This window comes from Pseudoduganella flava (genome assembly GCF_007830495.1).
Taxonomy (GTDB): Bacteria; Pseudomonadota; Gammaproteobacteria; order Burkholderiales; family Burkholderiaceae_D; genus Rugamonas; species Rugamonas flava.
The window spans coordinates 22056-36458 of the sequence record NZ_VLKW01000007.1 but is presented as its reverse complement, the minus strand read 5'-3'; the positions used below and the strand labels follow the sequence as shown (position 1 = coordinate 36458).

Genomic DNA, 14403 nt, shown 5'->3' with positions numbered 1-14403 from the left:
TTGAAATCTGGGATTGACCAGGGTGATGAACAGGTAACGAACCGATATCATGGGGATGTCGCGCTGCTGACCTGGCAATGACGCGGTATCATTCGCCCATATTCGTGCAATGGCGGGTCGCTATGAACAAGAGTGAACATGAACCGATGTACCGCAGCGGCGTGGCCGCGCGGCTGGCGGGGCTCAGCGTGGAGACGCTGCGGGTGTGGGAGCGCCGCTATGGCGTCTCGGACACGCAGCGCTCCGAACGTGGCCAGCGCCTGTATTCCGCCGGGCAGGTGCGCCGGCTGGGGCTCCTGAAGCAGCTGGTGGACAACGGCCACGCGATCGGCACGCTGGCGCGCCTGCCCATCGAGCGGCTGGAGGAAATGACGGGCGTGCACGCCGACGCGGCCGAGGCGCCGCGCGGTCCCGTGCGCGTGGCGCTGGTCGGCGCCGCGCTGGCCCGCCGCATCGCGGCCGTCGGTGCCGCCAGCCTGGGCCTGGACGTGCGCCGCTCGTGCGCCCGCCTGGACGAGGACATGACGGTGCTCGATGGTGCCGAGGCGGAGGTGCTGCTGTTGGAACTGTCCGAGCCGGACGAAGCGGCGCTGCCGCTGATCGCCGCGGCGCGCGCCAATGCGGGCGTGGCCGCCGTCGTTGTGCTGTACCGCTTCTGTTCCAGTGCCACGATCCGCGCGCTGCGTGCGCACGACTGCATGGTGGCGCGCATGCCGTCCGAGATGGGCGAGCTGGCGCTGTTGTGCCGCGCCGCGCTGACGGGCCGGCAGCTGCCCTCACCCGTGCGCACGCCCGGCATGGTGCCGCCCGTGCGGTTCGACGAGGAAGGGCTGGCGACGATCACGGCGGCGGGCAATCGCATCGCGTGCGAATGCCCGCGCCACCTGGCCGACCTGCTGATGATGGTGGGCAGCTTCGAGCGCTACAGCGCACAATGCGCATCGCGCAACGAGGCCGATGCGGAGCTGCACCGCGAGCTGGGCCACGCCGCCGGGCTGGCGCGCAGTGTGCTGGAGACGGCGATGGAGCGGCTGGTGCTGGCCGAAGGCCTGCCGCTGCCGCCACCGCCGAAGCGGGCCTGATCACATGAAGTTACGGGTGTGCAGTGCCGACAGGTCGCGCGCCGCATCGCTCGTGAAGCCCAGCTTTTCGAGGCGCGCCTGGCGGCCGTCCGCCATGTCGCGCATCAGCTCCTGCACGCGGGTATAGCCGCGGGCGATCGCCGCCGGCGTGAACTCGCCGGCCGCCAGCAACACGAGCGCATCGAACACTTCCTCGTTCAGGCCGGACGTGGCGGACAGCGCGTCGTTGCGCGCTTGTACCGCATTGGCCAGGCGCACGCGCAGCGCCGGCTCGTGTTCCAGCCGTTCGGCCAGGTGCAGCATGCCGAACGCCACGTGGCGCGCTTCGTCGCGCGCGGCCAGCCTGGCGATCTGCCGCGTTACCGGATCCGGCGCATGGGCGTGCAGGAACTGCAGCAGGCTGACGAACGTGCCTTCGCCCAGCACGGACAGCAGGAAGCCGGCCACTGAAAAGTCGGTCTCGTCCAGCAGCGTCTTCAGCGACGCCTGGCCGCCGGCCGTCGACAGCCCCGGCTCGCGGCCCTTCAGCCGCACGCGCCGCGTGAACACCTCGATGTGGCGCGCCTCGTCGGCCACCTGCACGGCCAGCACGGCTTGCACCTCGCGGTAGTGCGGGTGCACCTGGCCGAGGAAGCGCGCCGGCACGACCAGTGCCGCTTCCTCGTTTTCGATCATGTATGTGAACACCTGCACGACGGCGTCCTCGACGACGTCCGGCAGCGTGAACTCGGCGTGCCAGTCGATCGCCGTTTCCGGGTCCCATTGGGCGGCAGCGGCCTGCGCGTACAGGTCGGCCGCGCGCGGCGTCCACACCTCCTCCTTGCGGTCGAGGCGGAAGTACATCTCCGGCGAGCCCGCTTCGACGGTGGCGCCGCGGGCAGCGAGGCCCCAGCGCGGCTGTGCCTGGGCTGCGACGGCATCCGGCGCCGCGATGGCCGAGCGGCCCGTCGCCAGCGCATCGCGCCAGCGCCCGGCCGCCGCGCCGCCGCGCGTGACGACGGCTACCGTGCCACTATCCGTGGCGGACAGCGTGCACGCATGGCCCTGGGCGCGGCACCACGCCGCCAGCTGGGCATCCCAGCCGGGGCTGCGGCCCGTCACGTGCACGCTGGCGCCGACCGGCACGTCCAGCAGCGCGTGCTTGACGAGCAGGTGGGCGCCGGCGTCGAAGCCCAGCGCTTCAATATCGATAGCCGTCTGCAACGATGTTCCCTTCCTGGTCGTAGAACCGCTCGTCGTCGACGGCGCGCACCAGTGCGTCGTAGCCGCTGGTGCGGCCCGGCAGCCACTGCTTCAGGCCTTCCAGTTCGAGCAGCGGGCGCACGGCCTGGTCGTCCCACTGCATCGCCAGCAGCAGTTCCGTGAAGCGCGCGATCTGCGCTTGCGGCGCGCCAGGGCTCGTCGTGAAGTTGCAATGGTCGAAGCGCTCCGTGCGCGCGACGATCGTCGTTGCGCCGGCCGGCAGCACGCCCTCACGGGAGAACGCCATGTGGTTCCCGTCGATCATCCAGGCCGCATCGATCTCGCTGCGCATCAGCGCCAGCGCCGCGTCGCGTTCGCCGCCGATATGGTCGCCGTGCTTGCCGCCCAGGACGTCGAAGCGGCGCGCCGTGAAGTCGCGGCCCGCCACCAAGCCGTGCCGGCGCAGGTGGTCCAGCGGGATCAGCGTGGCCTGTGGCGAATCGATCGCGCCGAAGCCGATCGTCTTGCCGCGCAGGCCTTCGATGGCGATGGCCGTGCCGGCGCGGGCGACCAGCACGGAGGTCAGGTCGCAGTCCGTGTCGCGCATCGCGACGGCGCGTACCTGCTGGCCGCGGGCGCGGGCCATCCGATCGGCACGCACCCACGCCAGCGGCGAGTTCCACGCCACGGCGATGGTGCCGTCGAACTGCGCCTGCACCTGCGCCTCGTAGTTCGAATACAGGATGTAGTCGAAGGCGAAGCCGTGCTGGTAAAAGTATTCCTTGAAGCCTTCCCAGATCGTCACGACCTTCGGCGCATAAGCCACCGCGCCCATCGTCAGAGGTTTCGTCATGGCGCCTCCTTAACCGAAGACCGGCATGCCGCAGACGGCCTTGCCGATGAAATCGAACAGCACGTCGGACGTCGGGCCCATCACCGATGCCGCGCGGGCATCGCGGAAATAGCGTTCCACGCCGAGATCCTTGCGGAACGCGGCGCCGCCGCACACGCGCATCGCCGTGTCCGTGACTTCCAGTGCCGCCTCGGCCGCCGCGGCCTTCACCTGCATCACGCGCAGCATCGCGTCGGCGCGTTGCGCTGCCAGTGCGGCTACCGTGTCGTCGCGCAGCACGCGCGCCATGTCGGCCTGGATGCGCGCGCGGGCCAGATAGGCGCGGATCGTCGGCAGGTCCGCCAGCGTGCTGCCCAGGTGTTCTAAGCGGTTGCCGGCCACGTGCGTGCACGCCGCGGTCAGCACGGCTTCCATCATGCCGATCGAGCACGAGGCAACGAGCGTCGCGAACACGGGCAGCACCGCGCCCGTCATCGTGTCGAAGCCGCCGCCGTCCTGGCCCAGCATGCGCGACAGCGGCACCCGCACGTCGCGTGCCGTCAGCGGCGACGAGCTGTTGCCGCGCAGGCCCAGGCCGTCGAACGGCTTCGGCTGCGACAGGCCGTCGGCCTTGCCGTCGACGAGCCACAGCGTGCTGACGCCGTTGCCGTCCAGCGGCGGCGTCGACCACACATAGGAGTCGGCCGCGCCGGCCGACGTGACCATCGTCTTGCTGCCGTCGATCAGCCCATGGTCACCTTCGCGCCGCACGGCACCGGTCGGCGCCCAGAAATGGCTGCGCGAGCCGCTGTCGGACCACGCCAGCGTGGACAGGTGACGGCCGGCGGCGATATCGCGCCGCACGTCTTCAGGTCCGCTTTGTTCGATCACGGTGGTGGCGCAGTAATGCATGCAGACGACCATCGCGGTGGAAGGGCAGGCTTGCGCGATCCGTTCGACGACCTGCGCGGCGTCGGCCAGGCCCAGGCCCATGCCGCCCACGTCGGTGGCGCTGACGAGGCCCAGCAGGCCGGTTTCGCCCAGCGCGCGCAGCGCGGCATGCGGGAAGGCGGCGTCGCGGTCCGTGGCTTGCGCGGCCGGGGCGATGACGTCGCGGATGATGGCTTCGAGTGATTGTATTGTTGGCATGGCATCCCTCTGTATGGACAGGCGCCATCAGCGGGACAGGACCACAGAGCCCGCGGATGCGGGCGAACGAACGCGTACGCCGCGCTTACGCTGGATCGGGAAGCGGGCATGCTGGCGCACCTCTCTATGTTCCGCTGGACCTGCATGATGGCAGCGCTTGGAAACGGTACATACCGCGGCGGTTCGATACGCCAGCCTCGCGAACGGCCGTCTGACCCGGGCGCCGAAGGGCGCGGCCGGCGGTACGGCGGACCAGCGTGAACGAAACGTCCACGGCGTGGGCAGTGTAGCAGACTTGCAACGGCCGGCGCCGTATCGGCGCCGCGTTGGCTGCCGTACAATGCCGGGCTACCGTACTTCCAGGAAACCCGGATGTTCAACGATCACTCCCCCCTGCAACGGGCGGCCGCGCGGCTGCGCGCCGCCACCGCGTTTGCCGGTCCTTATGCGAGCCTGCTGCAGATGCTGCTGGTCGGCCTGGTGCTGCTGTCGCTGTCGCGCATCGGCTTGATGGCGTGGCAATGGGAGCGCGTGCGCGCCGCCGGCATTCCTGGCCAGATGCTGCTGCAGGGCGTGCGCGCGGACCTGATCCTGCTCGGCTACTTCGAGGCCGTGCTGCTCGTGCTGGCGCCGCTGCTGGCGCACCGCGTCACCGCTGCGCTGTGGCGGCGGCTGAACGTGGCCTGGGCCACGCTGGCCGTCGTGTTCATCCTGTTCATGGAATTCTCGACACCGCAGTTCATCATGCAGTACGACGTGCGGCCGAACCGGTTGTTCGTCGAATACCTGTCCGATCCCGTCGAAGTGGCTGCCACACTGTGGAACGGCTTTCGCATCGCCGTAATCCTCGGCGTGGGCGGCACCATCGTGCTGGGCGTGGCGTTATACCGGCTGCTGCGCGCCGCGTCCGTACAGCACCAGTGGTCGACCGGGAAGCTGTTATGGACCTGGCCACTGATCGTGCTCGCCGTGTTCATGCAGATCCGCTCGACGACGGCGCATCGGCCTGCCAATGCGGCGCTGTTCGCGCTGACGGGCGATGCGATGGTCAATGCGCTGATCATCAACTCGCCGTGGTCGGTACTGCAAGGCGTGGCATCGATGGTGGAAGAGACCAAGTCGTCCGAGATCTACGGGAACATGGCGCGCGAGCGTGTGCTGGCCGAGGTGAAGGCGGCGCCATGGCTGCGCGATTACCAGTTCCCCCGTGCCGACTTGCCGACCCTGCACCGGCAGCCCAGCGCGATCCACCGCGACAAGCCGCTGAACCTCGTGATCGTGCTGGAGGAAAGCCTGGGTGCGACGTTCGTGCAGTCGCTGGGCGGCCTGCCGGTGACGCCGGAGCTGGAAAAGCTCAAGGGCGAGGGCTGGTGGTTCGAGCAGCTGTATGCGACGGGCACGCGCTCGGTGCGCGGCATCGAGGCCGTGGTGGCGGGGAATGCGCCGACGCCGGCGCGCAGCGTCGTCAAGCTGTCGCTGGCGCAGAGCGGGTTCTACACGCTGGCCGCCGGCCTGGCGCAGCAGGGCTACCAGACGGAGTTCGTCTACGGCGGCGAGGCGCATTTCGACAATATGCGCGGCTTCTTCACGGGGAACGGTTTCCAGAACATCGTCGACCGCAAGCAGATGAAGCCGAAATTCGTCGGCAGCTGGGGCGCGTCCGACGAAGACCTGTTCGACAAGGCGCTCGAGCGCCTCGGCACGCTGCACGCCGCGAACAAGCCGTTCTTCAGCCTGATCTTCACGTCGTCGAACCACGAACCGTTCGAATTCCCGGACGGCCGCATCGCGCTGCACGACCCGGACAAGCAGACGGTCAACAACGCCGTCAAGTACGCCGACTACGCGCTGGGCCGCTTCATCGCCCAGGCCCGCCAACAAGCCTATTGGCAGGATACGGTGTTCCTGATCGTGGCCGACCACGACAACCGCGTGTACGGTAACAGCCTCGTGCCGATCAAGAAGTTCCACATCCCGGGCCTGATCCTGGGCGCCGACATCAAACCGAAGCGCATCGCGACGATGGCCAGCCAGATCGACCTTGCGCCCACGCTGCTGTCGCTGATCGGCATCGACAGCGAGCACCCGATGATCGGCCGCGACCTGGCGCGCGAGACCGACGCGCCGGGCCGCGCGCTGCTGCAGTTCAACGACTACTTCGCGTACCTGGAAGGGCGCGACGCGACGATCCTGCGGCCGGGTAAGAGTCCGCTGCAGGCGCGCTACGACCAGGCGACGGGCAACGTCGACGTAGGCACCGCCACGCCGACACAGGCGCAGGTGGACCGCGCGATGGCGCACGTGATGCTGCCTTCACTGTTGTATCGGGAACGGTCGTACCGCCTACCTGAATGAAGGTTTGTTGCGGCAGGGTGCGACCCGCGCGGAAATTCTTGTGTAATGTGATGTCTTCCACCGGCGGGGACCTCGCACATGCCAAGTACGCCTCTCTACAGGAATCAGGTCTTGCTGTTGTCCCAGAGCTTTTTCATCAAGGACAACCGCGACGAGCTGCTGCTGCACGCCCATAAATACGATTTCGACATCGCTTTCTTCAGCGAGCTGGCCGAGTTCGTCCACGCGGTGGAGCACAGTTCGGCGAACACGCTGTTCGTCGTCGACCTGGACTCGCTGCACAATATGCAAGCCGACATGCACGACCGGCGCAAGATGCTGCTGTTGGGCGAATTGCTGGCCCGCCTGCCGGCCGACCGCAGCTACGTCTACCTGCAATCGGTGCGGCAGGGCGGGCGCTTCCTGTTGCAGCAACGGCTCGTCGACAGCAACTGCCTGGCCTACGCGGAAAAGCCGATCCCAAACGACGTGCTGGTCGATAAATTGTTCAACCTGTTCGTGCAGAAGAAGCGGGGCGACGTGGTGCGCCTGATCTTCCTGGGCGGCGCGGCGGACGTCGACGGCGCCGCGCTGCTGCGCCACCGCATCGAGCTGATACGGCACGACGACGTGCGCACCTTGCACCTGCGCGTGAAGGAACTGCAGCCCGACATGGTGCTGATCGCCGACGTGGAATTCGAGCGCACCGAAGCGATCGGCCGGGTACTGAAAAAGGACATCGAAGCCGATCCGGTGCGCGAAGTGATCCTGCTGCTGCACCAGCCCAATGCCGAGCTGGCGCGCCGCGCGCTGGCCGGCGGCTTCGACGACGTGCTGCTGCTGACCGCACCCGACCTGCTGCACCGCCAACTGGTGAACCGGGCCGGCAAGATCCGCGTCAGCAAGGACCTGATCGGCAAGGACCGGGCGACCGGCCTGCTGAACAAGGTGGGCTTGCAAAAGAAGGCCCAGGAAGCGATCCGCCAGGCGGGTCGCGACGGCCGCCAGCTCGCCTTCGGCATCGTCGACATCGACAAGTTCAAGACGATCAACGACACGTGGGGCCATTATTTCGGCGACATCGTCATCAAGCGGCTGTCGCTGACGTTGGCGCAGCACATCGGCGACAACGACCTGCTGTCGCGCTTCGGCGGCGAGGAATTCGTGCTCGTGTTCTGGGACTGCACGCTGGAGCAGGGCTTGCAAAAGCTGGAAGCGATGCGGCAAGCCTTCTGCGCGCTGCCTTTCGAGGTGAAAGCGGGCGACGTGCGGCACTTCTCGTTTTCCGGCGGGATTGCCGCCTATCCCGACTACAAGAACCAGAACGAACTGTTCCTGCGCGCCGACGCGATGCTGTACGAAGCCAAGCAAGGCGGCCGCAATCAGATACGTTGCAACCCTATGGAGAAATCGGCATGACGGACACGTTGAAAGTCGGCGACAAGGTCGAATGGCATTCGTCCCAGGGCCCCGTGCAGGGCACGGTGAAGAAGAAACTGACGGCGCCTTGCGAGATCAAGGGGCACCACGTGGCCGCGTCGCCGGAACACCCGGAGTACCTTGTCGTCAGCGACAAGACGGGAGCCGAAGCGGCGCACAAGGCGGAGGCATTGAAGAAGGTGTGAGGCGGAATTGACACGGCTCTACCTTGGCCTAACGGAAGTTTAACGCCGGGCTTGATAGCGTGGACGAGGCCGGTTGCAATGCGCGACCGTATCGCGAAGTCTCTTACAAGCCAGGTGTTATATGAAAGTCAAACTGATGATGGTGGCGGCCGCCCTGGCCGCCGCTGCAGCCACGAGCGGCGCGCAGGCGGCGGATGCCGCGCATTGGGAATACAAGGGCAAGGCGGGCGCGTCCCACTGGGGCGAGCTGGAGCCCGATTTCTCCGCTTGCAAACTGGGCAAGGCCCAGTCGCCGATCGACATCCGCCACCCGAAGGCGGGGCCGGCGGCGCCGATCGATTTCGGCTACACGCCCAGCGCGGCTGAAATCGTCAACAACGGCCACACCGTGCAGGTGAACCTGCCGGCCGGCGGCACCGTCCACCTGCCGGGCGGCGACTACAAGCTCGTCCAGTTCCACTTCCACACGCCGAGCGAGGAAGCGATCAACGGCAAGCACTACCCGCTGGTGGCGCACCTGGTGCACAAGAACGACGCCGGCGAACTGGCCGTCGTCGCCGTGCTGTTCAAGCAGGGCAAGGAAAACGCCGCGCTGAAGCCCGTCTTCGCGGGCCTGCCAGGCACGGGCGAAAAGCACCCGCTGGACGGCGACTTCGACGCAGCCGCGCTGCTGCCCACCGATCATGCCTACTACGCCTACATGGGCTCGCTGACGACGCCGCCGTGCAGCGAAGGCGTGCACTGGCAGATCCTGAAGCAGCCGGTGGAGATCTCGAAGGCGCAGCTGGCGGCGTTTCGCAAGCTGTACCGGATGAATGCAAGGCCGGTGCAGCCATTGAATGGGCGGGATGTGGAGGTGCATGGCTGACGAGCCGCACCTTTGTTGGACAAAAACACGCCACCTGACGGGTGGCGTTGTTTTTGGTGGCGGTTTTTGGGGGAACTTGCCGCTATAGGGCGTGATGCCAATTGCAGTTCGGAAAGTTGTTGTGTAAATTGAAGAGTTTCTAGTGCAGATCGCAACTAGAGTTACTTCAATACAGCAAGTTTCCGTCCATGGCCTCTTCTCAAATTATCTTTCCTCTTCGGCAGCCTGACAGTACGTCCCAACCGGATGCCGCCAATTTGCTGGCACGGCCGGTTTTCGAGGAGCTGCTTAAACTGATTCAAGAGCGGCGCGATGAATTGGCGTCTTCCAAACATGGCATGCGCCTGCGCCATGGGGCAGTACTCATCGACGGGGCGCGCGGCACGGGCAAAACTTCCGTCCTCGATAACCTCGAGTTGTATTTGGGGAGCGTGGACAAGGAACTGGTCAATTCGGTTCATGTGCTGAAGCCCATTGATCCCACGCTGCTGGAAGACCATGATGACTTGTTCCTGAACATTGTGGTAGCCGCGATCCTCTCGGACAAGGCGGTGAAATCAGCGTTGGAAAAGGACTCCGAGGCGCGCACCGCCATGTACAAGGAGCTGCACCAACTGGGCCATGCGCTCGAACACATGCAGACGCAGCGCGAAAAGAAAGGTCTGGACAAGGTCCGCGCATTCATCGGCAACCAGGACTTGATCGGCCATATCCACAAGTTCTTCGAGCGCGTACTGAAGCTGCTTGACAAGAAGCTGCTGGTGATGCCGATCGACGATGTCGATACGTCGCTCCATCGCGCGTTTGAAAACCTGGAAGTGGTGCGTCGATATCTCACGTCGCCGCTGGTTCTGCCCGTCATTTCCGGTGACGCGAAGCTGTATCACGACGTCACGTGGCGGGATTTTCATGGCCGGCTTCTGAAGGACAGCAAGTCGCACCGGATGGAGGCGGAGAAGCTCGCGCGCGAACTCGCACGCGAATATCACCGCAAAGTGCTGCCACCGCAGTTCCGGCTTGAAATGCCGACGATGCGCTCGTATCTCGCAAACCACGCGATTACGCTTGGAGAGGACGCGGGCCCTACTCTCACTTTCCCGCAGTTCCACGCGTGGCTGGAAGCGCTGTTGAATGACCGCACGAACGGTGTCGAAAACAGCTATTTGCCGGTACCGATTCGCACCGTGCGCGCGTTCGGTCAATTGGTCTATCGGCTGCGCGGCTTGATTCCCGATCTGGGCCAGGCCATCGAAGCCGGCAAGTTGACCAAGGAATCGATCCGCCATTATTTGCTAATGCCGGACCTGCCCATCGAGGCGATCGAGAGGTTCAGGAGTGATTACCAGACCGCGACATCCACCGGGCCGGAAGAGTCCCGCCGCAATTCCCGTGAGGTGGCTTACGAAGAGTTTGCACGTAACTATGGTGCGAATCACGCGTACAAGAAGATCGCTTCGCCTCTGGAAGGGGTGTCGGTCCCTACGTGGATCGAAACCCTGCAACAGCACTTCAAATACGACCATACGGCGGGAGCGGCCTACCTGGTGTTGAAGGCGCAGAGCGACTGGACCGCAGGGAGAAATGAAGTAAGCGAGCAGTGGACGAGCATGTTCGACACGCCGTTGTTCCAGCCGCAGCGGCAGAACGTCGACTATCCGGACTTCAGGGCCACCGGGGACCTGGACGACTGGCGAACCAAACTCAAAGACAGAGTCCCGGAAAGCTGGCTGAGCCATCTGCCAGGTGCCAGCATCCTGTCCTATCCGGTTCCAGAGATCGGCCCCATGGTGTCGCAAAGCTTGATCAATGCATACAACAGCATGCATCTTGAACCAGACCAGCTCCTGCTGGCCGAATTACTGTTGCATCGGAATTTCTATAATCAAAGCAAAACTGGCGTGCTTCTGTGCGTGGGCCGTATTTTCGAACTGGTCATGACAAGCCTGCTGCGGGACATGACGGCGAACGATATCGCCACCATTCTCCATCGCGCGCCATTCTATTCGTTCAGTTCCATCGCGCAAACAAAGACGCTCGAAAGCGGTGAACCGGAGGACGAAGAGCAGGAAGAGACGTACTTCGATCACTCGGAACTCGCCGACGCGCAAGCGCTTCTCGCCGATGCGATCAATACATGGCGTCGCGACGTTAAGGCAGGCGATTTGCGGCTGTCTCCCTGGCTGGTCTATAACGTGATGAACAAGTTCTTCAACCAGGCGTGGATCTTCAACGATCCGAAGGGCGCCACCGTGCCGGATCCTTTCCTGCACATGCGGCAGGTGGCGAAGAAAGCGTTCAACAGTCTATGGGCAGCCTTCGGCAGCTTTGAAAAAGGTCCGTTGTACGGCCTTCCGCCAATCATCGCAACAGTCAATATCGGGGATGGCGAGGACTTCACCAGGAGCGATATCTATCGGCAGAACATCACGCCGTTTGCCGGCGGGAATAGCCGAGAGTTCGGTTTGCGCGTCGGTGCGATCACGGCGATGCTGGAGACGCATCCCATCAAAGGCATGGCGTACACGGTATATGGGAGGTCATCGGCCGCCGTGCTGACACTCGAAGCCTCCGCAAAACCAACGGCCAAGCGGCAGACGCGCAGCGAGTGGCTGTACGAGAAAACCGGGAAGAAACAATTTGAAGCGGCCGCTCGCGTCATGCTTACCTTGTCGGAACAGCAGGCTGAAAGCATACTCGCAGAGTATCTCGCGCGGTTCAAGGATCCAAAATTGGGCGCGGCCTACCGCCGCCTGAAGGGCCAGTAAGCAATGCTGAAACGGTCCTTGACCGAGCTCGCGACAGGCGCCGCCTTCTCGAGTGAGAAACTGTCAGCGTGCCTGCGCGCGTACCTGCGCGAGCAGGTCACGCCGATCGATGACAAGAAGCTGACCAGCGATTGCCGCAAGGCCCTGGCCGAGGACCTGGACCGCCAGCATCCGCATCGCTTCCGGCTGAACGACCTGGCGCGTGCGTTCGATGTGTGGTGGCCCGACGACCTGTTCACGAGCGGGAAATGGCCGCTGTTCGATGACCTGTTCGGACAGCTCATGCAGCGCAACGGCGACTTCCTGCAGTACCGCGACGACCAGGTGCAGGCCTACGCGCGGCTGGCCGCCGACGTCGAACCGACCCTGCTGGCCGGCTGGCACATCGCCGGCTGGGCGCTGAACGGGGACGTGCTGCCGCGCGATATGGCCCGCGTCGTCGCGTGCCAGCAACCGTTCTTCGCACCGCCACCCCGGCCCAACCGGCAATACGCCGAGGGCCACGTGCATCTCGGCGGTATCCATTTCGATGCCCTGGCACTGCTGGGCAACCTGGACGGCGAACTTGCCGCGCAATTCAACAGCAAGTTCGCACCACTGCGGCAGTTGACGAAGCTGCTGCTGGAAGAACCGTTGCGGAAAGGGGAAGGGGACTCCAACAAGTTCCGCGACCAGTGCAGGAACGTGCTGACCGGTCGCGAAATCGGCACGCCGGAGCGGATGGACTGGGCCTTGCTGGCCGACGAGCAAGGCCACGCCTACACGATGGGCGGGGCTTGGCTGAAAGCTCGCCTGGCTTCCGCGATGGTCGCCGAGGACCAAGGGCTGGCCTGGCGCTGGCTCGTGATCTATCTGTGGTACAGCTTCCGCGACCCGGCCACCGTCGAGTATGCCCGCGTCGTGATCTTCTATCTGCTCGGCAGCCTGATGCAGTTTCGCCGCGGGTTGATCATGGACGGACAGGGCCTCACGAGGTTCACGGACATGTACTACCGTAACAAGCTGCGCGACACGATCGAGTTCGACGTCAAGATGCAGGATGCCGTCGCGCGTATGTTCGCGGGCAGGCAGGATCTTGCGGAGATCAAGACGAGCCCGGATTCGTTCAGTGCCGGAATGATCGGCAAGGTGGCGAAAGCGGTGGCAAGGCATGGCGGCGTTGTGGCGCCCGAGTTCGGCATGCCGCTGCCCGAGGCCGCGGTGCGCCCTTACGTGGAGCACATGGAGCGGTGGCATTTTTGTGCGCATTTCCTGCGTCGCGAGAAGTACGCCAACGAGCGGCGCGTGCTGTGGGAAGATGCGGAGCGATTTGCCCGGGCACTGGAGGAGGAATCCGGCTGGAACCTGGACGAGTTCCTGGGCGGCCACCTGAACCCGAACTATCGCTTCTATCCGGGGCGCTGGCTGCGCGGGCTGGACGTCGCCGGCGATGAAAACCTGGTGCGCAGCGAAGTGTTCGCGCCGGTGTTGCGCTGGCTGCGCCGCGGCTTGCTGTCGCGCCCTCCGGGCGAGCAGGGTTCGGCGGGTTTTCACCTCAGCATTCATGCCGGCGAAGACTACGCGCACCCGCTCTCCGGGATGCGGCACGTCGACGAAACCGTGCGTTTCTGCGACATGCGCGCCGGGGACCGGATCGGCCACGGCCTCGCGCTGGGCATCGAGCCGCAGGCATGGGTCGCGCGCCACGGCGACATGCTGTTGACGGTGGACGAGCACGTGGACAACCTCGTGTGGGCCTGGCACCAGGCCTGCGAACTGAGCGCGCGCCTGCCGCTGGCCGCGCAGATCATTCCCCGCCTGGAGCGCCGCATCGCCAGCTTCCTGCCGCACGTCAGCTGGAGCAAGACGCGGCTCGACGTCACGCCCCAGTGCCTGCACGATGCCTGGGCGCTGCGCCGCAATTGTCATTACCAGATCCTGAGCAATCCCACGCGTATCTACGACACCAAGTTGCGCGCCGCGGCGCCGGATTACGACCGCCTCGTGGAGCACCAGCACGATACGGCAAGCACGCCTGAACGGCTGTACTTCCTGTATCAGCAGCGCGACCCCGCCGCCAAGCCCCGCAACGTGTTGATCCGGCAGCCGTCAGGTTCGGGCAGCGACTTGCCGCCACCCCGCGCCGGCAATTTGCTGCACGACGAAGAGACCGAGCAAGACCTCGAATTCATGTGCGCGCTGCAGGACCACCTGCTCGATCACTACGACGTGATGGGCCTCATAATCGAAGCCAATCCCACGTCGAACGTGTACATCGCGCGGCTGGAGAACCACAGCGAGCACCCGATCTTTCGCTGGTATCCGCCCAACGAATCCTGCCTCGGCGCAGGGGAGCGGTGGAACCGGTTCGGCTTGCGGCGCGGGCCCATCAAGGTGCTCGTCAACACGGACGACCCCGGCATCATGCCGACGACGTTACGCACCGAGTACGCCCTGCTGGGCGAAGCAGCGCGCGACCTGGGTTACTCGCGCACGTGCGTCGAGGCATGGCAGGAGCGGCTGCGGCAGTTCGGCCTCGATGAATTCCATCGCAATCACCTTCCAGTATTCGAAGAAAGCCAATAAC

Annotated in this window: 10 protein-coding genes; 7 read left to right on the top strand and 3 right to left on the bottom strand. The window is 65.1% G+C overall.

Annotation, left to right across the window (positions count from 1 at the left end):
- Positions 1-122: 122 nt before the first annotated feature.
- The gene (locus tag IP92_RS18085) at positions 123-1082 is read left to right on the top strand and encodes a MerR family transcriptional regulator (RefSeq protein WP_229418838.1); all 960 of its coding nucleotides are present in this window, start codon (positions 123-125) and stop codon (positions 1080-1082) included.
- Here IP92_RS18085 and IP92_RS18080 read toward each other — a convergent pair whose 3' ends face one another.
- From IP92_RS18080 to IP92_RS18070, 3 genes are read right to left on the bottom strand one after another with little or no spacing between them, the layout of a single operon-like run.
- Positions 1083-2285 (bottom strand): ferritin-like domain-containing protein, encoded by a 1203-nt coding sequence (locus IP92_RS18080; protein ID WP_145877584.1) that lies wholly within the window; start codon positions 2283-2285, stop codon positions 1083-1085. It abuts the gene before it with no gap.
- Entirely contained in the window at positions 2263-3117 is an 855-nt protein-coding gene (locus tag IP92_RS18075) for a phosphate/phosphite/phosphonate ABC transporter substrate-binding protein (RefSeq protein ID WP_145877581.1), read from the bottom strand. Before IP92_RS18075 ends, IP92_RS18080 begins: the two co-directional genes overlap by 23 nt.
- A gap of 9 nt (positions 3118-3126) precedes the next feature.
- Positions 3127-4245 carry an acyl-CoA dehydrogenase family protein gene (locus IP92_RS18070; protein ID WP_145877579.1) on the bottom strand — a complete coding sequence of 373 codons (1119 nt, stop codon included), beginning with the start codon at positions 4243-4245 and terminating at the stop codon, positions 3127-3129.
- 372 nt (positions 4246-4617) lie between these two features.
- On the opposite strand from IP92_RS18070, the gene IP92_RS18065 reads away from it, so the two are divergent.
- From IP92_RS18065 to rdrB, 6 genes are all read left to right on the top strand, one after another.
- Complete coding sequence (locus IP92_RS18065; protein ID WP_229418837.1) at positions 4618-6600, top strand: LTA synthase family protein; 1983 nt, start codon at positions 4618-4620, stop codon at positions 6598-6600.
- A 111-nt stretch (positions 6601-6711) separates the two neighbouring features.
- Positions 6712-7998, top strand: coding sequence for a GGDEF domain-containing protein (locus IP92_RS18060; RefSeq protein WP_229418836.1), 1287 nt, complete (start codon positions 6712-6714; stop codon positions 7996-7998).
- On the top strand, positions 7995-8204 hold the full coding sequence (locus tag IP92_RS18055; protein WP_145877574.1) for a hypervirulence associated TUDOR domain-containing protein: 210 nt from the start codon (positions 7995-7997) through the stop codon (positions 8202-8204). The genes IP92_RS18060 and IP92_RS18055 overlap by 4 nt, the downstream gene beginning before the upstream one ends.
- A gap of 121 nt (positions 8205-8325) precedes the next feature.
- Positions 8326-9072 (top strand): carbonic anhydrase, encoded by a 747-nt coding sequence (locus tag IP92_RS18050; protein WP_145877572.1) that lies wholly within the window; start codon positions 8326-8328, stop codon positions 9070-9072.
- 188 nt (positions 9073-9260) lie between these two features.
- Entirely contained in the window at positions 9261-11837 is a 2577-nt protein-coding gene (rdrA, locus tag IP92_RS18045) for an antiviral RADAR system adenosine triphosphatase RdrA (protein ID WP_145877570.1), read from the top strand.
- A gap of 3 nt (positions 11838-11840) precedes the next feature.
- The gene (rdrB, locus tag IP92_RS18040; protein WP_145877568.1) at positions 11841-14402 is read left to right on the top strand and encodes an antiviral RADAR system adenosine deaminase RdrB; all 2562 of its coding nucleotides are present in this window, start codon (positions 11841-11843) and stop codon (positions 14400-14402) included.
- Position 14403: the final 1 nt, after the last annotated feature.

What these genes read in the sequence shown, in the direction of transcription:
- IP92_RS18085 (WP_229418838.1), top strand. Translation starts at nt 123, where the DNA reads ATGAACAAGAGTGAACATGAACCGATGTACCGCAGCGGCGTGGCCGCG.
- IP92_RS18075 (WP_145877581.1), bottom strand. Translation starts at nt 3,117, where the DNA reads ATGACGAAACCTCTGACGATGGGCGCGGTGGCTTATGCGCCGAAGGTC.
- IP92_RS18070 (WP_145877579.1), bottom strand. Translation starts at nt 4,245, where the DNA reads ATGCCAACAATACAATCACTCGAAGCCATCATCCGCGACGTCATCGCC.
- IP92_RS18065 (WP_229418837.1), top strand. Translation starts at nt 4,618, where the DNA reads ATGTTCAACGATCACTCCCCCCTGCAACGGGCGGCCGCGCGGCTGCGC.
- IP92_RS18055 (WP_145877574.1), top strand. Translation starts at nt 7,995, where the DNA reads ATGACGGACACGTTGAAAGTCGGCGACAAGGTCGAATGGCATTCGTCC.
- IP92_RS18050 (WP_145877572.1), top strand. Translation starts at nt 8,326, where the DNA reads ATGAAAGTCAAACTGATGATGGTGGCGGCCGCCCTGGCCGCCGCTGCA.
- rdrA (WP_145877570.1), top strand. Translation starts at nt 9,261, where the DNA reads ATGGCCTCTTCTCAAATTATCTTTCCTCTTCGGCAGCCTGACAGTACG.
- rdrB (WP_145877568.1), top strand. Translation starts at nt 11,841, where the DNA reads ATGCTGAAACGGTCCTTGACCGAGCTCGCGACAGGCGCCGCCTTCTCG.